The organism is Cellulophaga baltica, assembly GCF_018861125.1.
In the GTDB taxonomy this organism is placed as follows: Bacteria; Bacteroidota; Bacteroidia; order Flavobacteriales; family Flavobacteriaceae; genus Cellulophaga; species Cellulophaga baltica_A.
Window position 1 is genome coordinate 400,575 of the sequence record NZ_JAHKQN010000015.1, and the last position, 18,717, is coordinate 419,291.

General features: G+C 31.7%; 14 protein-coding genes. 7 read left to right on the forward strand and 7 right to left on the reverse strand.

What is annotated here, in order from left to right:
• Positions 1 to 11 precede the first annotated feature (11 nt).
• A complete protein-coding gene (locus KO500_RS07995; protein ID WP_215955998.1) occupies positions 12 to 2,039 on the forward strand; it encodes a mucoidy inhibitor MuiA family protein in 2,028 nt (675 codons plus the stop codon).
• Between the two features lie 8 nt (positions 2,040 to 2,047).
• Here the strand turns inward: KO500_RS07995 and KO500_RS08000 are convergent, their stop codons facing one another.
• The 3 genes from KO500_RS08000 to aroC are packed head-to-tail and all read right to left on the reverse strand — an operon-like array spanning position 2,048 to position 5,664.
• The gene (locus KO500_RS08000) at positions 2,048 to 3,220 is read right to left on the reverse strand and encodes a flavohemoglobin expression-modulating QEGLA motif protein (RefSeq protein ID WP_215955999.1); all 1,173 of its coding nucleotides are present in this window, start codon (positions 3,218 to 3,220) and stop codon (positions 2,048 to 2,050) included.
• Positions 3,221 to 3,235: 15 nt separating this feature from the next.
• Complete coding sequence (locus KO500_RS08005) at positions 3,236 to 4,543, reverse strand: dicarboxylate/amino acid:cation symporter (protein ID WP_215956000.1); 1,308 nt, start codon at positions 4,541 to 4,543, stop codon at positions 3,236 to 3,238.
• A 56-nt stretch (positions 4,544 to 4,599) separates the two neighbouring features.
• Positions 4,600 to 5,664 (reverse strand): chorismate synthase, encoded by a 1,065-nt coding sequence (aroC, locus tag KO500_RS08010; RefSeq protein ID WP_215956001.1) that lies wholly within the window; start codon positions 5,662 to 5,664, stop codon positions 4,600 to 4,602.
• A gap of 193 nt (positions 5,665 to 5,857) precedes the next feature.
• Here aroC and KO500_RS08015 point away from each other — a divergent pair, with 193 nt between their 5' ends.
• Complete coding sequence (locus tag KO500_RS08015; RefSeq protein WP_215956002.1) at positions 5,858 to 6,715, forward strand: UDP-2,3-diacylglucosamine diphosphatase; 858 nt, start codon at positions 5,858 to 5,860, stop codon at positions 6,713 to 6,715.
• Here the strand turns inward: KO500_RS08015 and KO500_RS08020 are convergent.
• Positions 6,707 to 9,616, reverse strand: coding sequence for an FAD-binding and (Fe-S)-binding domain-containing protein (locus KO500_RS08020; protein WP_215956003.1), 2,910 nt, complete (start codon positions 9,614 to 9,616; stop codon positions 6,707 to 6,709). The genes KO500_RS08015 and KO500_RS08020 overlap by 9 nt on opposite strands.
• 97 nt (positions 9,617 to 9,713) lie before the next feature.
• On the opposite strand from KO500_RS08020, the gene KO500_RS08025 reads away from it, so the two are divergent.
• Positions 9,714 to 10,229, forward strand: a complete 516-nt coding sequence (locus tag KO500_RS08025; RefSeq protein WP_215956004.1) for a hypothetical protein — start codon at positions 9,714 to 9,716, stop codon at positions 10,227 to 10,229.
• A 102-nt stretch (positions 10,230 to 10,331) separates the two neighbouring features.
• Positions 10,332 to 11,447, forward strand: a complete 1,116-nt coding sequence (locus KO500_RS08030) for a TlpA disulfide reductase family protein (protein ID WP_215956005.1) — start codon at positions 10,332 to 10,334, stop codon at positions 11,445 to 11,447.
• Positions 11,448 to 11,521: 74 nt separating this feature from the next.
• Here the strand turns inward: KO500_RS08030 and KO500_RS08035 are convergent, their stop codons facing one another.
• Positions 11,522 to 13,156: a hypothetical protein gene (locus KO500_RS08035; RefSeq protein WP_215956006.1), complete on the reverse strand. Its 1,635-nt coding sequence runs from the start codon at positions 13,154 to 13,156 to the stop codon at positions 11,522 to 11,524.
• Positions 13,157 to 13,276: 120 nt separating this feature from the next.
• The gene (locus tag KO500_RS08040; protein WP_215956007.1) at positions 13,277 to 13,927 is read right to left on the reverse strand and encodes a rhomboid family intramembrane serine protease; all 651 of its coding nucleotides are present in this window, start codon (positions 13,925 to 13,927) and stop codon (positions 13,277 to 13,279) included.
• Positions 13,928 to 13,985: 58 nt separating this feature from the next.
• Between KO500_RS08040 and KO500_RS08045 the strand changes: the two genes are divergently transcribed.
• On the forward strand, positions 13,986 to 14,888 hold the full coding sequence (locus KO500_RS08045; RefSeq protein WP_215956008.1) for a lysophospholipid acyltransferase family protein: 903 nt from the start codon (positions 13,986 to 13,988) through the stop codon (positions 14,886 to 14,888).
• A gap of 45 nt (positions 14,889 to 14,933) precedes the next feature.
• On the opposite strand, the gene glmM is transcribed toward KO500_RS08045, so the two are convergent.
• Positions 14,934 to 16,322, reverse strand: coding sequence for a phosphoglucosamine mutase (gene glmM, locus KO500_RS08050; RefSeq protein WP_215956009.1), 1,389 nt, complete (start codon positions 16,320 to 16,322; stop codon positions 14,934 to 14,936).
• A gap of 95 nt (positions 16,323 to 16,417) precedes the next feature.
• On the opposite strand from glmM, the gene KO500_RS08055 reads away from it, so the two are divergent.
• Both KO500_RS08055 and ggt read left to right on the forward strand, forming a co-directional pair.
• Positions 16,418 to 17,002 (forward strand): ACP phosphodiesterase, encoded by a 585-nt coding sequence (locus tag KO500_RS08055; protein ID WP_215956010.1) that lies wholly within the window; start codon positions 16,418 to 16,420, stop codon positions 17,000 to 17,002.
• A 24-nt stretch (positions 17,003 to 17,026) separates the two neighbouring features.
• Positions 17,027 to 18,712 (forward strand): gamma-glutamyltransferase, encoded by a 1,686-nt coding sequence (ggt, locus tag KO500_RS08060; protein WP_215956011.1) that lies wholly within the window; start codon positions 17,027 to 17,029, stop codon positions 18,710 to 18,712.
• Positions 18,713 to 18,717: the final 5 nt, after the last annotated feature.

The window sequence follows — 18,717 nt, forward strand, 5'->3', positions numbered from 1 at the left end:
AACCGACAACAATGAAAAATTTTCTACTTACACTTTTGTTTCTTCCGCTACTTATTTTTGGAGCTGAAAAAACACCATCAAAAATTAAAGAAGTTACTGTTTATTTAAATAGTGCTTTAGTTGAACGTGAAGCTACTATTAAACTAAAACAGGGAACATCAGAATATGTTTTTACGGGACTTTCTCATAAAATTGATGAAAGTAGTATACAAGTTTCAGGGTTGCAATCAACTTCTATTCTTTCAATTGCTTATGATATTAATTATTTAAATGATGAGCTTGAATTTAAGAATGGAGATGAATTAAAGCAACATATTGAGACGCTTGAATTAGAAATAGCATTACTTAAAAATAGTATTTTAGGTTTAAATGAAGAAGAGAAAGTGATAAAAGCCAATAGAGCGGTTCAATCAAACTCTGAAAATTTAGACTTAGATAAAATAAAATCAATAAGTACCTATTATAGAAAGCGTATTACTGAGATTAAAAATCAAGTATATAAGACAAATTTAAAAATTAATGTTTTAAATGATTCTATTAAAATTATCAAGAAACAACGTGCTGAAAAAAATAACGAACCTCTTATTCCAAAAGGAGAAATTACGATAAAGTTTGATGCGCCGTTAGCTGCTCAATTAGATTTGGAATTAAAATATACTGTTAACGATGCAGGTTGGATTCCGAATTATGACATCAAATCTAAAAAACTAAATGATCCTTTATCATTGGCATATAAGGCACATGTTTTTCAACAAACTGGTGTGCAGTGGGATAATGTGTCTTTAATTTTATCTACAGGAAATCCTAAAAAATATACGATTAAACCAAATGTTAGCTCGCATTATTTAAATTTTGGACCAAGAAAACCTGTTTATACACAGGTTAAAAAGCATAAATACAATTATAATCCAACAGTTAAATTAGTAACAGGTATAGTCACAGATGAATCAGGAAGTCCATTACCAGGTTGTAATGTAATAGTATCAGGAACTAATGTTGGTGCCCAAACAGATTTTGATGGTATGTATGCTATTAATGTCGATAAAGGTAAAGAATTGAGCTTTTCTACTATTGGTTTTAAGTCAGAATCAATACCTATTTATTCTTCAGTAATCAATACAAGATTAGAAGAAAATTCAGAAATGTTAGAAGAAGTTGTTGTGGTTGGTTATGGTACTAGTGATATCTCTAGAAAAGTTTCAGGTAGTGTTTCTGGAGTTCGCATTAGGGGAAATTCTTATGTAGAAAATACACCGCCTTTATATATTATTGACGGAGTACCAGTAGATAATTTTTTAGAAGACGATTTAGATAAAAATGAAATCCAAAATATTGAAATTTTAAAAGATGTGAATGCAACTGCTATTTATGGCAGTAGAGCTACTAATGGTGTGGTGGTAATAACAACTAAAAAAAGCACAGCTCAAGACGGAATAACAAGTACTCAATTTAAAATTAAAAAGCCATATACAGTAGTATCTGACGGAGATATTACTGCAATAGAAATAAACACATACAAACTAGAAACGAAATACGAATTTTTTGCAGCACCATTAATTAATGAAAATGTGTTTTTAACAGCTTCATTTTCTGACTGGGAAAAATTAAATTTAATACCTGGTGAAGCAAATATTTATTTTGACGGTAGTTATGCAGGCAAAACAACAATTGATCCGTATACTTTAAAAAAAGAAATGACTATTTCATTAGGTGTAGATAGTAATGTGACCGTATCAAGAAAACAAGGCAAAAACTTTAAGAGCAAATCATTTACGGGTAGTAATCGTATTTTAAATAGAACTTATAATCTTGAAGTAAAAAATAATAAAATCTTAAATATAGATTTAGTTTTAATGGATCGAATTCCTATTTCTCAAAATAAAGAAATTAAGGTTGACGACATAATCACGAATAATGCAATCTATGATAAAGAAAAAGGCCTGCTAACTTGGAAAATGAAGCTTGCAAGTCAGCAAGAAATTAAAGAATCATTCTCTTTTGAAGTAAAATATCCAAAGGGAAAAAGTATATCATTATAACTAATAAATTATTTTAAATGATTGAGAATAAAATCTAAGGTTTTATTCTCATTCTTATTTTGTAGGTAAGCTATATTGTTATGAGTAATCGGATTTGAAAGTCCTAAATTTTGAAGGTTTACGATATCATCTTCATAATCCATATTTACTTTTCCTGTCAATAAATTATCTAAAGAGTCTCCTTTTTTATATTTTTTGTAAATCTTTTTAAGTCCACTTAAATACAACCTATCTTTAGTGAAACCGCCGCCACGGTGTACTCTTAAGGTAATGCTATAAGCATCGTTTCTATTTAATTTATATTGATTGTGAATCAAATCAAAAGTATCAGAAAAGCTGTAACCTTTAATTAAACTATCAGATGCCAAAACCCTGTATGCTAGTGTTTTTAGTCTACTTAAGGTAAGTGCACCACTCATGTATTCACTAAAGACAGCTAAGCCTTCTTGTGTTTCAACATTACGAGGAAAGCCATTAGAGAAAATTTTTAAAGGTTGTTCAATTCCGTTGTATGTTGTGACTAAATGAACACCAATTTCATGGTTTGCAAGTGTTAGTAATTGGTTTTTGCTAAACTTGGTATTCTTTTTAATAAATAGCGTTTGTGTACTGTTGCTTACCATTGCATCAGCGGCAATTGCAGTGGAATATTTAATATTTAAAGGAAAATTATATTGTTTGGAAAACTCTTCAAAATAGTTTTTAGCATCTTCAGCACTATATATTTTTTCCATATCTGGGTTTACGCCCTCGTCTGGTATATGTAATATAAACTTAGCGTTTAAAACATCTTTTTCCGTTGGTGTTCCAAAAACACGAAGTGAGTTGTAATAAAATTTTTTGGGTTCGCCAATGGTTTGTATACACTGTACCATATTAGAATAGTAGTATATAATATCTTGATACAGTTTTTGAACCTTTGGGTCTGAAATACGCTCTAAACGTTGTGAAAAAAACATCCTGTGTAACTTATACGGATGAAATTTTATCTTCGGATATTTTAAAATAGGGTCAACGGTATATTTAGAGGAAAAGAATTTTTGTTTTTCTTTTTCTGAATTTAGAGGGTTTAAATAACTAAGTAGTTCTATTTTTTTAACAAGCCTATCTAAGTTACTGTCAATATCAAAAAGATCACTATTATCATTGATAATCGTGTCAAGATGTTTTTTTGTGTTCATATAGTATCAAACGTATTATTTTACGTTTTCAAGATTATCATCCCAATTTTTAACCTTAGGCTCATTAAGTTTATCTACAGATTTTGCGACTAGCATAGAAACTGCAGCATCACCAGTAACATTTACAATTGTTCGGCACATATCTAAAGGTCTATCAACAGCAAAAATTAAAGCCAAACCAGCTTCTGGTATTCCTGCTTGTGCTAAAACTATAACTAGCATTACCATACCAGCTCCAGGTACTGCGGCGCTACCAATAGAGGCAAGAGTAGCAGTAACAATAATACCTAATTGAGCCCCAATACTTAAATCCATTCCAAATGCTTGTGCAATAAATATTGCAGCAACAGCTTGGTACAAACTAGTACCGTCCATATTAATTGTAGCTCCAATAGGTAAAACAAAACTAGAAACCTCTTCATCTACACCTAAATGTTCTTCAACTCTTTCCATAGTAACAGGTAGGGTTGCAGCACTTGAACTTGTGGAGAAAGCTAAAAGTTGAGCAGGTGACATTGCTTTAATGAAAAAAGCAGGAGATTTTTTTGTAAAAATCCATACTAAAGTTAAATAAACACCAATCATCAGAGCTAAGCCAACTACTACACATAATGCATACCATGCTAATGCTTTAAATAAATCTAAACTAGGTGATTCCACTACTAAAGCAGCTAATAATGCAAAAACGCCATAAGGGGCAGCAAGCATTATAAGATCTATAAGTTTAAGTATAACCTCGTTAAAACCATCAAAAAACTTTTTTACAGGTTTTGCTTGTTCTTCAGGTATTAAAATAAGTCCAATACCAAAGAAAATTGCAAAGAAAATGACCTGTAACATGTTACCATTATCACTAGCAGCCTTAAAGATATTGCTAGGCACTAAGTCTTCTAGGGCTTGTAAAGGGCCAGTTTCTTTCTGTTTGTGGGCTTGTTCAATTCTTTTGTTGGCATCACCTTTGTAATTTTCTACTAAACTAATTCGCGTTTCTTCAGTAATTGATTTACCTGGTTGAATAATATTTACAATTGCTAAACCAATAAGTACGGCAACTACCGTAGTAAAAATATAAATTCCGATAGTTCGACCTCCCATTTGTGAGAGTTTAGAAATATCCTTTAAATCTGAAACCCCTTTAATTAGCGAAGCTAGAATTAATGGAACTGCAATAAGCTTTAACGAATTGATAAATATATTACCAAAAGGCTTAATCCAATCTGAAATAAAACCTGATCCCCATTCAAACTGTACCATCAATAAAGCAAATAAAACACCGGCTAGCATACCGATTAAAATTTGCCAATGCAATTCTAACTTCTTCATAAAATATTTTTTGTGTAGAAAGATACTATTTTGAAGCTAAATTGACAATTCCCAACCTATAATTTTATTGTACGGTTTAGTAAGGTGTAATCAGCGATAACCATCGCAGCCATAGCCTCAACAATAGGCACTGCTCTTGGTACTACGCAAGGGTCATGACGACCTTTACCTTTAGTTTGCACCATATTACCCTCTTTATCAATTGTTTCGTAAGGCTGTATAATTGTTGCAACAGGTTTAAAAGCTACACTAAAGTAGATATCCATTCCGTTGGAAATACCACCTTGGATACCACCGCTTTGATTTGTTTTTGTGGTGCCATCGCTATTGTATTGGTCATTATGTTCACTACCTTTTATAGTAACACCTTCAAAACCACTACCGTATTCAAAACCTTTTACGGCATTTATAGATAGCATTGCTTTCCCTAATTCTGCATGTAATTTATCAAAAACAGGTTCACCTAAACCAACGGGAACATTTTGAATGACACATGTAATTACACCACCAATAGTATCTCCTTCTTTTTTAATTTTTTTAATGTAATCTTCCATTTTCGAAGCCATTTCTTGATCAGGACAACGAACAGGGTTACTTTCAATTAATGAAAAGTCTAAATCCTTATAATTTTTGTCAAGTTTTAAATCGCCAACTTGAGATACAAAAGCATTAATTTTTATATCACTTAAAAATTGCTTTGCAATTGCACCAGCTACTACTCTACTTGCGGTTTCACGAGCAGAACTACGCCCGCCACCTCTGTAGTCACGAAAACCATATTTTTGATCATACACGTAATCAGCATGAGATGGTCTGTATGAATCTTTTATATGAGAATAATCGTGTGATTTTTGATTGGTATTATGTATTGCAAACCCTATTGGAGTTCCAGTAGTTTTACCTTCAAAAATTCCTGAATAGAATTCTACTGTATCTGGTTCTTTACGTTGCGTAACAATTGCAGATTGACCAGGCTTACGACGGTCTAGTTCTTTTTGAATTTCATCAAAATCTATTTCTATACCTGCTGGGCAACCATCTAAAACACCACCAATTGCTTTTCCATGTGACTCTCCAAAAGTGGATACTTTAAATAAATTCCCAAATGTATTTCCTGCCATTACTGCTTTAATTTTAAGAGTTTCAAAGGTAATTCTAAAATGACAGATTCCAAAACTTAGAAAGCTCTTAATGTAGAATTTACTTTAAGTCATTTTTAGTGATAAAAATTTAACTTTTTACTGATATAATGTTGATTTTTAATTGATAATAACTTTAAATCACCTCATCTATCTTTGTATAAACACATATATATTGAAAAAGAGAAAAATAGATATCGTTGTAATTTCAGACACTCACTTGGGAACATATGGATGTCATGCTGATGAATTACTAGCCTATTTAAACAGTATTCAGCCTAAGAAGTTAATATTGAATGGTGATATTATTGATATTTGGCAGTTCAGTAAGCGTTATTTCCCTCCTTCACATTTAAAGGTTTTAAAAAAGATTTTAGGTATGGCTTCAAAAGGCACTGAAGTTATATATATCACTGGTAATCATGATGAAATGCTCCGTAAGTTTAGTGATACTTCAATTGGTTATGTAAGTATTGTAGATAAGTTGGTTTTAGATTTAGACGGAAAAAAAAGCTGGTTTTTTCATGGCGATGTTTTTGATGCTTCTATTCAAAATGCAAAATGGCTAGCAAAATTGGGGGGCTACGGTTATGATTTTTTAATCTTGATTAACAGACTTATCAATTGGTTTTTAATTAAAATGGGAAAGGAAAAATATTCCTTATCGAAAAAAATTAAGAATAGCGTTAAAGGTGCTGTAAAATATATAAACGATTTTGAAAAAACTGCAGCAGAACTAGCAATTGAAAATGGTTATGATTACGTAGCCTGTGGGCACATACATCAACCTAAAAAAGAAATTATTGAAAATAAATTGGGTAAAACTACATACTTGAATTCAGGAGATTGGATTGAGAACTTAACAGCTTTAGAATACTCATTCAAAAGATGGAAAATTTATCATTATAGTAATGATAAATTATCCCCTTTTTTTGTTGATGATGATATTAAAGATATTGATATTAATCAACTAATAGCATCTATTACTCTTGATAAGAATTATAAGAAAGGAAGCGATAAAGTATCAGACTAACGCTTCCTTAAGTATTGTAATTGGGTGTTTAGCTTCACGTTTTGTTCCGTCATGTATTTGATGACGACAACTGGTTCCGTTTGCAGAAATTATAGTGTCTTCTGAAGCTTTACGTACAGCAGGGAATAATTTTAACTCACCTACTTTCATACTTGTTTCATAATGCTCTTTCTCATAGCCAAAAGAACCTGCCATACCGCAACAACCAGAGCTAATAATGGTTACTTCGTAGTTTTTAGGAAGGTTTAAAACATCAAACGTTACTTTTTGGTTTGATAGTGCTTTTTGGTGGCAATGCCCGTGTATTTTTACCTTTTTAGCTTCTGTAGTAAATAAATCGGTCGTTAAATTACCTCTTTCAATTTCATAGGCTAAAAATTCTTCAATAATTAAAGAGTTTAATGCAATAGCATTGGCTGTTTCTTTATCGGAAGTAAAACGTTTGTATTCATCTCTAAAACTTAAAATTGCTGAAGGTTCAAGACCTATTACAGGAATTTTTTTCTGTTCAAACTCTTTTAATTTTACAATGTTTTCAAGTGCTAATTTTTTAGCTTGCTTTAAGAACCCTTTCGATAAATAAGTTCTACCACTTTCTGCAAAGTACAATTCTACATCATAACCCAGTTTTGTAAGTACCTCAATGGCATCTTTACCTAAGTAAGTATCTAAATATTGGGTGAACTCATCAATATATAAAGCAACTTTTTGTTTTGTAATCGTATTTTTTGCTTTGTGTTCTTGCAGATACTTTTTAAAATTGAAATTATAAACCTTAGGCATTGAACGCTCAGGAGCTACACCAGCAGTCTTTTTTAATAAACCACCGAATAAGCTAGAGTCGTAAATAGCATTTGTTAAACCAGAAACTTTACTTCCTAATTTATTTAATTTGGTGTTGTGAGCAAATAACTTACCTCTTAATGGGTATCCATTTTCTTCTTGATATTGGTATAAAAATTCGGCTTTAAGCGTTGCGATATCAACATTACTTGGGCATTCACTTGCACAGGCTTTACAACTTAAACAAAGATCAAAAACTTCTTTTAATTCTTTTTGATTGAATTTATTGGTAGTCTCAGAGGTTGTTAAGAATTCACGTAGTGCATTTGCTCTACCTCTAGTCGTATCTTTTTCGTTTTTTGTAGCATGGTAACTTGGGCACATACCACCTGCCGCATGATGCGTTTTTCTACAGTCACCACTACCATTACATTTTTCAGCAGCTTTTAAAATACCTTCACTATCAGAAAAATCTAATAAAGTTTTAATTTCTGGCTCATTTCTATCTACTTCATAACGTAGCGACTCATCCATAGGATATGCGTCTACAATTTTACCAGGGTTGAAAATATTCTTAGGGTCAAAATAAGTTTTTACACGTTTTAATAATTCAAAGTTTTTTTCTCCGATCATAATCGGGATAAATTCTGCTCTAACAATACCATCACCATGTTCACCACTAAAAGAACCTCGGTACTTTTTGGTTAAAACAGCAACATCAGTAGTAATATGTCTGAATAATTTTACGTCTTCAGATTTTTTTAGATTTAATAATGGACGTAAGTGTAATTCTCCGGCACCAGCATGCGCATAATAGACTGCATTTTGGTCATACTTTTTCATGATTAAAGTAAACTCAGCTATAAAATCTTTTAAATCTTCAACAGCAACCGCAGTATCTTCAATACAGGCAACAGCTTTTCTATCTCCAACAATATTCCCTAACAACCCTAAACCTGCTTTTCGTAATTCAGCAGCTTGTTTACCTTCTGAAGCACTTAAAATAGCATTTGCATAGCTTAAGCCAGATTCTTTAATGGTTTTTAAAAGTGATGTAATTTGGGCTTCTAAATCTTCTTGGGTATCCGCTTTAACTTCTAGCATTAAAAGAGCAGCAGGATCGCCTTGAACAAAAAATCTGTTTTTTAGTTGTTCGCGGTTGTTTTTAGTACAATCTAAAATAACCTTATCCATCATTTCACAAGTATGCAAATTATGTTTCATACTTGGTGCAACATCACTCAAACAATCTTCAAGTGATTTATAATGTGTAACTACTGTCGCTGCTAATTTGGGGGGTAATTTTGTAAGTTGTAACGTAATTTCTGTAGTGAATGCAAGTGTACCTTCACTCCCACTTAACAATTCACAAACGTTAATTTTTTCATTTTTACCGCCAAAAATTGAACTTTTTAATAGTTCATCTATTGCATACCCTGTATTTCTACGGTGTATTTGTGGTTTTGGGAACTCAGTTGATATATCTTCTTGAATTTCTTTTTGAGAAAGTTCAGCGTATAAATTCTTATATATGGAACCTTCTAAAGTTTTTAATTTGGTTTTTTCTAAAAACTCTTCAGTTGTTAAAGGTTTAAATTCAGCCTCTTCTCCATTAGAAAGTATAACTTTTAATCTATGCGTGTATTCTCTTGTTATACCGTATTGTATTGATGTGGTACCTGATGAGTTGTTCCCAACCATACCACCAATCATACATCTGTTTGCTGTTGAAGTATTAGGGCCAAAAAACAACCCGTAAGTTGCTAAATATTGGTTTAGCTCATCACGAATAACACCAGGTTGTAGAGTAACCTGCATTTTTTCTTCATCTAAAGATAAAATTTTAGTGAAATTTTTTGAAACATCAACGACTATGCCTTCACCGACACATTGCCCAGCTAATGATGTACCTGCAGTTCTAGGTATTAAACCTATTGCATTATCATTTGCAAACTGTATTATTTTCTTAAGATCATTATCGTTTTTAGGAAAAGTAACAGCTAATGGTGTTTTTCGGTAAACTGAAGCATCAGTACTGTATAAAACTTTTGAAAGTTTATCTATTTTTAATTCTCCTTCTAAACTATTTTTTAATTGTTCTAATGATGAAGTTTTCAAGCTGTAAAAATTTTGATTGCTAAATTAAGTTTTTATTAACTACAGACCACAACCAAAATTTTATTTTTGACGTATATTATAAATATATTAACTAAATATGAAATTATTTAAAATAACAACCTTACTACTTTTAATCACACCATTTTTTATGCAAGCTCAGAGTCTTTCTGATAATGCGATAGGTTTACGGCTTGGAGATAGTGATGGTTTAGGCGCTGAAATATCATACCAAAGAGCATTAACTAGTGTTAATAGATTAGAAGTCAACTTAGGTTTTAGAGATAGTAGAGCCTACGATGCATTTAAAATAGCAGGACTTTACGAATGGGTTATGCCACTTGAAGGAGACTTTAATTGGTATTACGGTGTTGGTGGTGGTTTTGGAAGTGTTGATTTTGAATCACGAGTTTCAGACGATGACCCCGACGGAATTGAAGAAGTTGATGGAGGTCTTTTTGTTTTTGCTGCTGGTAATATTGGTGTGGAATACAATTTCGATTTCCCAGTTGTTATTTCATTAGATTTAAGACCAGAATTAGGATTATTAGGATACAGTGAATTTTCTGATAGTTTCGATTTTGATATTGGATTAGGAATTAGATATCAATTTTAATAGCATTATTATAATAGAGACAATGAAAATGTAATATTTTCCTTGTCTTTTTTTATATCCTAACTTATAAGTACATTTACGCAAAACAAATACACACATAAAATGAAAAAGATAGTATTAGGCTTACTTACCGCTGTAGTATTAGCATCATGTAACTCTAACTCTGGTGGCTTTTCAATAGAAGCTAATGTTGATGGAGATATTGAAAACGGAACAGTAGTTTATTTAAAAAGAATTAGTAAAGTAAACCAACCAATAGATGTAGATACTACAACTGTTGAAAATGGAAAATTTGTATTTAAAGGTGTTGCAGACTCTCTTGATTTACAGTATATTTTTATTGATAAAATAAATGGAAATATTCCTGTAGTTATTGAAAACGGTACTATTGATGTTGATTTTCATAAAGATAGCTTACAATTCGCTTCTATATCTGGTACAGAGCAAAACGAACTTTTTTCTAAATTTTTAGATAATAGTAGAACATTTGCTAAGCGCGCAATGTCAATGCGTGAAGATTTTGAGAAAGCAAGAAAATCAAATGATACTGCTACACAGCAAGCTTTACAGGAAGAAAGTATGGAAATGCAAAATCAAGCTAAAGATTTTGAATTAAACTATATTAAAGAAAACCCTAACGCTTATATTTCAGCTTTATTACTAGAGCGTGTTTATGCTAATAAAAGCTTAACAGAAAAAGAAGTAACTGAAATTTACGATGCCTTTACTCCTGAAATAAAAGCTACTGCAGTTGCTAATAGAATTAAAGAACAATTAGAAAAAACTAAGAAAACTGCTATTGGAGAAAAAGCTCCTGAATTTTCTGCACCTACACCTAATGGTGAAGAGTTGGCTTTAAGTCAAGCTTTGGGAAAAAAAGTAACAATAGTTGATTTTTGGGCTGGATGGTGTAAGCCATGTAGAGCAGAAAACCCTAATTTAGTTCGTATTTATAATAAATATAAAGAAAACGGATTAAGTATTGTTGGTGTTTCTTTAGATAAATCAGAACAAGAATGGAAGCAAGCTATTGAAGCTGATGGCTTAGAATGGAATCACGTATCTAACGTTCAATATTTTGATGAAATTGCTCAATCTTATAATGTAAGAGCTATACCGGCTACTTTTATTTTAGATGAAAATGGAGTTATCATTGCTAAAGATTTAAGAGGTGAAGCTTTAGAGTCTAAAATTGAGGAATTGGTTGGTAAGATTTAATTAGGTCACTAATTCAAATAAAAAGTCCCAATTTGTAAAACAAATCGGGACTTTTTTTATAGCTATATTTTTATTTAAAATTTGTTGTTATAATCATTAAATTCACCAATAATTGTAGCACTTTCAGCCTTTATAACACTTCCTGTGATATAAGTTAATGATTCATTACCGATAAACTCTAAATGAGCACCTTCTTCTAAAATTAAATCTCCGTAAATTCCTAAATCTCCTTCTATTCTAAAAGTAGCGTTTTTACCTACGGTGATGTTTTTTTTATTTCTATTGTTGCCAACAATAAAAGTTCCGTTCATTTCAAATAAACCATCTTCATTGATTGTAGTGTTGTTACTTACAGTCCAAGTTCCGCAAAGTAATAATTCACCAGAAACAGAAACTAGACTTAATCTTTTAGAACCTTGATAAGCTTCCACTTCATTATAACCAACCGATATTGTAGCACTACCTCTATATGTTTCTAAGTCTGAACATTTTTCTTCAAGACTTTCATTAGGCTTATTCATTTTAATAATTTGTAATCCTTCAGAACCTGAGGCTGCAAATATGTAATCACCTTTTGAAGTTACAAAATTGATAGAACCATCTAAATCAATAATTCCTACAGGATTGGTGCTATCAGACATTTCTGTTGATAATGATAAACCAGCACCACCATTTGCCATAAGAATTACTTCTTCGTTAACAGCAACGGCATTAGTAACGTTATCACTACTATTAGAGCCTTCAGGATTTATTAAAATAGGAATGTACTCAACAAAAGCACCGGTATTAGCATTGTAAATTCCAGCACCATTTGACCCTTCAGAAACAATAATATTTTCTTCAGAAAAATCTATGGTTCTTTTAGAATTCACTCCGAAATCTGAACTTATTGCAATTTCATTAATTACATTAAAATTTGCATCAAATATTTTCACACCACTATCAGCATCTAATACAGCAGTTAAATCATCAGAGGTTGCAACTGCTCTTAAATCAGTATACATTATTTCATTTAAAATTTCAATGCTATTTTTGTCATATATAGTTAATGAACCTTCTTTACCACTAGTTACAAGTAATTTATTGTCTGCAATTGTAACATCGGTACTATTATATCCTTCTTGGAAGCCATAAGAAACACCTTGGTTGATATCTATTCTTCCATTAGAAACCGAAATTTTAGCTACAAAGGAATTAGTTGTTGCAGTTGCTGAACTTTCAGAATTTACTCCACCGGCAATATAAATATAGCCATTGCTATATGCTATAGAATTAATGTCGGCATTTGAATAAAAAAGCCTAGACGTCAATTCAGGGGAGTTTGGATCACTAATTTTAATAACATCAATTGCACCAACATAACCATCTTCAACTGTGTTATATGATACGTATGCATAATCATCTTCAATTGTAACATGCGTTGCTGTTAGGTTTTCAGATCCAGAATACGTTGGAGCTTCAATTTGTGCTACTAAAGACAAGGGGTAATCACCAGCATATTCTTCAGCCTCTTTAGTAAATTTACCAGTTGAACTAGATACATTCATTATGTCAATCACACCTGCATTGTCATAATTAACATTTGCACTTAATGAAATTGAATTATCTTCTAAAGTAATATTGTCATTAGAATCTTCATAAATTGTAGTTTCATCTGAACAAGATGAAATAACAGTAAGTATAGCTACTAATAGGGAGAATTTTTTCATCGGTTAAGTTTGTTTGTTATGATATTGGGATATCGTATGTATAAAAACGTATAACCTATGTAAAAATTGTACAGCTAAATTTTGCTAAAAATGAGTTATCTATTTGTGAATAAAGTAGTTTTATATTTTCCCTGCTTTTTGCAGTCCAAATAATATTATAATAGGAATAGCTAATAAGCCTACCATTAAAGTATCGTTAATAATTAAATTAGGAAATAATATTAGAGTAGTTACATAGCCGCCAATTGCACCACCAAAATGAGCTGTATGTCCAATATTTCCTAATCTACTTTTCATTCCGTATATAGAATAAAGTAAATAGCCTATTCCAAAAATATAAGCTGGGATTGGTAAAGGGATGAACATTAGACCTAATTGCATATTTGGTTGTAATAATATAGCCGCGTATAAAACACCAGTAACTGCACCACTCGCACCTACTGCACTGTAAAATGATTCATTTTTATGAAACACCATTGATAAAAGACTTCCCGCGATAAGACTAATAATGTATATGATTAAAAATTGAACCGGACCTAACCATCCAATAACAACTGGTGCAAAAAAGTACAGTGTAAACATGTTAAAAAATAGATGAGGAATATCAACATGTAAAAATCCAGAAGTTACAATGCGATCTTTTTGACCTGATTTTATAGCACCTATTAAAAATTTATACCGATCAAAAAACACAGGATCATTAAACCCTTTAAAAGATGCAATTGCGTTAAGAGCAATAATTCCAATAGTAACAAAATGCATGTCAAACATAAATTAAACAGTTAAATTTAGTTTCAAATATAACTATATTTGCACTATATATTTTTATATGCAGTTTGTAGTTTTTATTTTAGTTTATCCTATACTTTGGGTCATTTCGATATTACCATATTCATTATTTTATTTTCTTTCAGATGTAATTTTTTTTATCACTTATTATATTATAGGTTATCGTAAAAAAGTTGTTTTCAATAATTTGAGACTTGTTTTTCCAGAAAAAACAGACGATGAATTAATAGTTGTTCAGCGTGATTTTTATAAGCATATGATTGATATGTTTATGGAAATGGTTAAAACAATGAGTCTCTCTAAGGCTGAAGTAAAAAAAAGATATGATGTAAAAAATATTGAAGTTCTCCGCGAGATTGAAAAAGAAAAAAGTATACTTATTGTGTGTTCTCATTATGCCAATTGGGAATGGAATGTTTCAATAAATAATTACGTTGATGGTAAAGGTTATGCTGTCTATCAGAAAATTATGAACTCATATTTTGATGATTGGGTTAAAAAAGTTAGAGCTCGTTGGAATACTACATTAATTACAAAAGAAGAAACAATAAAAACTGTTTTTAAAAATGTAAAAGATAACGTTAGATCAATTTATGGGATGGTAAGTGACCAATCACCTCAAGCACATAGAGCACCATATTGGACTGATTTTATGGGAATTACCGTTCCTGTATTTAACGGAGCAGAAATGATGGCGCGTAAGATGGATTTAGCTGTAGTTTTTTTAAAAGTTTCAAAAGTGAAAAGAGGGTATTATAAAGCAGAGTTTATTCCGATAAGTACGGATGCTAAGAATACAGAAAAGAATGAAATTACAAATCAGTTTTTAAGACTAACTGAACAACAAATAAGAGAAAAGCCAGAGCATTATTTATGGACACATAGGCGCTGGAAACATAGAGATAAAGCTGATAGAGATTATAAAGTAAAAAAGGATTCTTAATTAAGAATCCTTTTTTTATAACTAATAAATCAGTTGAGTTTTTATTTACAAACCGGCAACTGTTTTAATTTCATTTATAATTTTATCAGCTAAAGCATCAGCTTTTGTTTGAGATCTAGCCTCTGTATAAATTCTAATAATTGGCTCAGTGTTTGATTTTCGTAAATGAACCCAATTTTCAGCAAAGTCAATCTTCACACCATCAATAGTTGAAATTTCTTCGTCTTTATATTTTTCAGCCATTGCGGTTAAAATACCATCAACATCTAATTCAGGTGTTAATTGAATTTTCTTCTTACTCATAAAATATGAAGGGTAGCTGGCTTTTAAATCAGCAACTGTTCCGCCTTTTTCAGCCATTAACATTAAAAATAATGCTGTCCCAACTAAAGAATCACGACCATAGTGACTTTCTGGGTAAATAATACCACCATTACCTTCACCACCAATAATCGCATTATTAGCTTTCATTTTAGTAACCACATTAACTTCACCAACAGCGGCAGCTTCATAAGTACCACCATGTTTTTCGGTAATATCGCGTAATGCTCTTGATGATGATAAATTAGAAACAGTATTTCCTTTTGTTTTTCCTAAAACATAATCTGCGCAAGCCACTAGCGTATACTCTTCACCAAACATTTCACCATCATCACTTATAAAAGCCAAACGGTCAACATCAGGGTCAACAACAATTCCGAAATCTGCTTTTTCTTTTACCACTAAGTCACAGATATCGGCTAAATGTTCTTTTAAAGGCTCAGGATTGTGAGGAAAGTGTCCAGTTGGGTCACAATATAATTCAACAACTTCTACACCTAATTCTTTTAATAATTTAGGAATGGCAATACCTCCAGTAGAATTAACACCGTCAACCACTACTTTAAATTTTGCTTTTTTAATTGTTTCAGCGTCAACTAGAGGCAATTCTAAAACTTCATCAATGTGAATATCTATATATGAATCATTTTTGATTATCTCACCCAAATTATCTACTTCGGAAAAATCAAAGTCTTCTTTCTCGGCAATTTCTAAAATGATAGCACCTTGGGCTGCATCTAAAAATTCCCCTTTTTCGTTTAATAATTTAAGGGCATTCCATTGTTTTGGGTTATGACTCGCCGTTAAAATAATACCCCCATCTGCTTTTTCTAATGGTACAGCTATTTCTACAGTTGGTGTAGTAGAGAGATCAAGGTCAATTACATCTATACCTAAACCTATTAAAGTAGAAACTACAATATTCTGAATCATTTCACCTGATAAACGAGCATCTCTACCGATTACAACTTTTAAGTTCTCTTTTTTAGAATAGCTTTTTAACCATATTCCATAAGCTGCTGCAAACTTTACTGCATCAATTGGTGTTAAGTTATCTCCTGGCTTACCGCCAATAGTTCCTCTAATTCCTGAAATCGATTTTATTAATGTCATTGTGTTTATTAATTTTTAACAAATATAACGGTATCGGACGGAATGCTATTGTGCTAATTTGTAAATTCGAAGTTAATTGTCTTTACTGTAAGCTTATGAATTTTTTAGCGCATATATATTTATCTTTTGATGATGATGAAATAACTATTGGCAATTTTATTGCAGATAGTATTAGAGGTAATAAGTACAAACATTTACCAGAACGTATACAAAAAGGCATAAAACTACACCGATTCATTGATAGTTTTACTGATGCGCACCCAACAGTACGGCAGAGTACAAAACGTTTGCATAAAAATTATAGTCATTATAGTGGTGTAATTGTAGATATTTTTTATGATCATTTTTTAGCAAAGAATTGGAATACATATTCTGATATTCCTCTATATGTTTTTGTAGATAATTTTTATAATTTGTTAGAAGATAATTACGTGATATTACCTGAAAATACAAAGCGCATGATGCCCTATATGATTTCTGATAATTGGATATTAAATTATGCAAAAATGGATGGAATTGGTAGAGTGTTAAACGGCGTAAATAGGCGAACGAACAACAAATCTAAGATGAATTTTGCAATTCTTGATTTAGAGCAACATTATTACGATTTTGAAAAAGAATTCACCTCATTTTTTGAAGAACTAACTACTTATTCAAAACAAAAGTATTTATCTTTATAGTTAACGATAACCAAACCTAAAAAAATGAAAAAGATTACGCTTCTATTTTTAACCTCTCTCCTATTTATTCAATGTAAAAAACAACCTGCAAGGCCTACTGGTGTGGTTTCAGACAAAGCAATGGTTGTTTCGGCACGAGAAGAAGCTTCAAAAATAGGCTCAGATATTATGGCAAAAGGCGGTAATGCTTTTGATGCAATGGTAGCTACAGAAATGGCATTAAATATAGCATATCCATTTGCAGGTAGTATTGGTGGTGGTGGATTTATGGTTTATAGAAAAGCTAATGGAGAAATTGGTAGTATTGATTACCGAGAGAAAGCGCCGTTAACTGCGCATAAAGATATGTATTTAGATTCTTTAGGTAATGTAATACCAGGTAAAAGTACTGTTGGAGCAACGGCCGTTGGTGTACCTGGTGGTGTTGCAGGACTTATAGAAGTTCACAAAAAATTAGGAAAATTGCCATTAAAAGATGTTTTAGCTCCAGTAATACAACTTGCAGAAAGAGGGTTTGTTGTTACAGAAAATCAAGCTAAAAGATTAGATAATGTAAGAGAGAAAATTATTGAAGTTAGCGGTGATAGTACTTTATTTGCACAAAAATATGTTGTTGGTGATACTATAAAACAACCCGCATTGGCCAATACAATTCATACGATAGCCATGGAAGGGCATGATGGATTTTATAAAGGTAGAATTGCAAAAACTTTGTCTACATTTATTCAAGCTAATGGTGGTTATGTAACTGAAGAAGATTTAGCAAAGTATCAGGCAAAATGGAGAGAACCAGTAGTTTTTAATTATAAAAATTTAAAAGTGATTTCAATGAGTCCGCCTAGTAGTGGTGGCATAACTATGAATCAAATCTTTAAAATGATAGAGCCTTATGATATAGCTTCATTTGGTCACAATTCAACTAAAACAATTCAAGTTTTTACAGAAGCTTCACGTAGAGCTTATGCGGATAGAAATTACTTTTTGGGTGATCCTGATTTTGTTAGTATTCCTACAGAAAAATTAGTAAGCGAGGCTTATTTAAGTGGACGTATGAGTGGTTTTTCCTTTGATAAAGCAACCAAGTCATCTGAAGTAGAAAGAGGAAATATTGAGATAGTAGAAAGTATGGAAACTACCCATTACTCTATTGTTGATGCAGAAGGGAATGCTGTTTCGGTAACTGAAACTTTAAATGGAGCTTATGGTTCTAAATTATTTTGCGAAGAACTTGGGTTTTTCTTGAATAATGAAATGGATGATTTTAGTTCTAAAGCAGGTGTTCCTAATATGTTCGGACTCATAGGTGCTGAAGCAAATAGTATTGAAGCTGAGAAAAGAATGTTGAGTAGTATGACGCCTACTATTGTTGAAAAAGAGGGTAAATTATGGATAGTAGTTGGTACGCCGGGTGGTTCTACAATTATTACTGCAGTAGCACAAACTATTTTAAATGCCTATGAGTACAATATGAGTATGCAAGATGCTGTAAATGCGCCAAGATTCCATCACCAGTGGTTGCCAGATATGGTAATTTTTGAACCATCTGGTTTTTCTTCAGCACTTAAAGCAAGTTTAAAAGATAAAGGGTATATTATTAATGAAGAACGAACTCCGATTATTGGTAAAGTAGATGCAATTCGTATCTTGCCAGACGGAAAATTAGAAGGTGGCGCCGATAAACGAGGTGATGATACCGCTGTAGGATTTTAAAATAT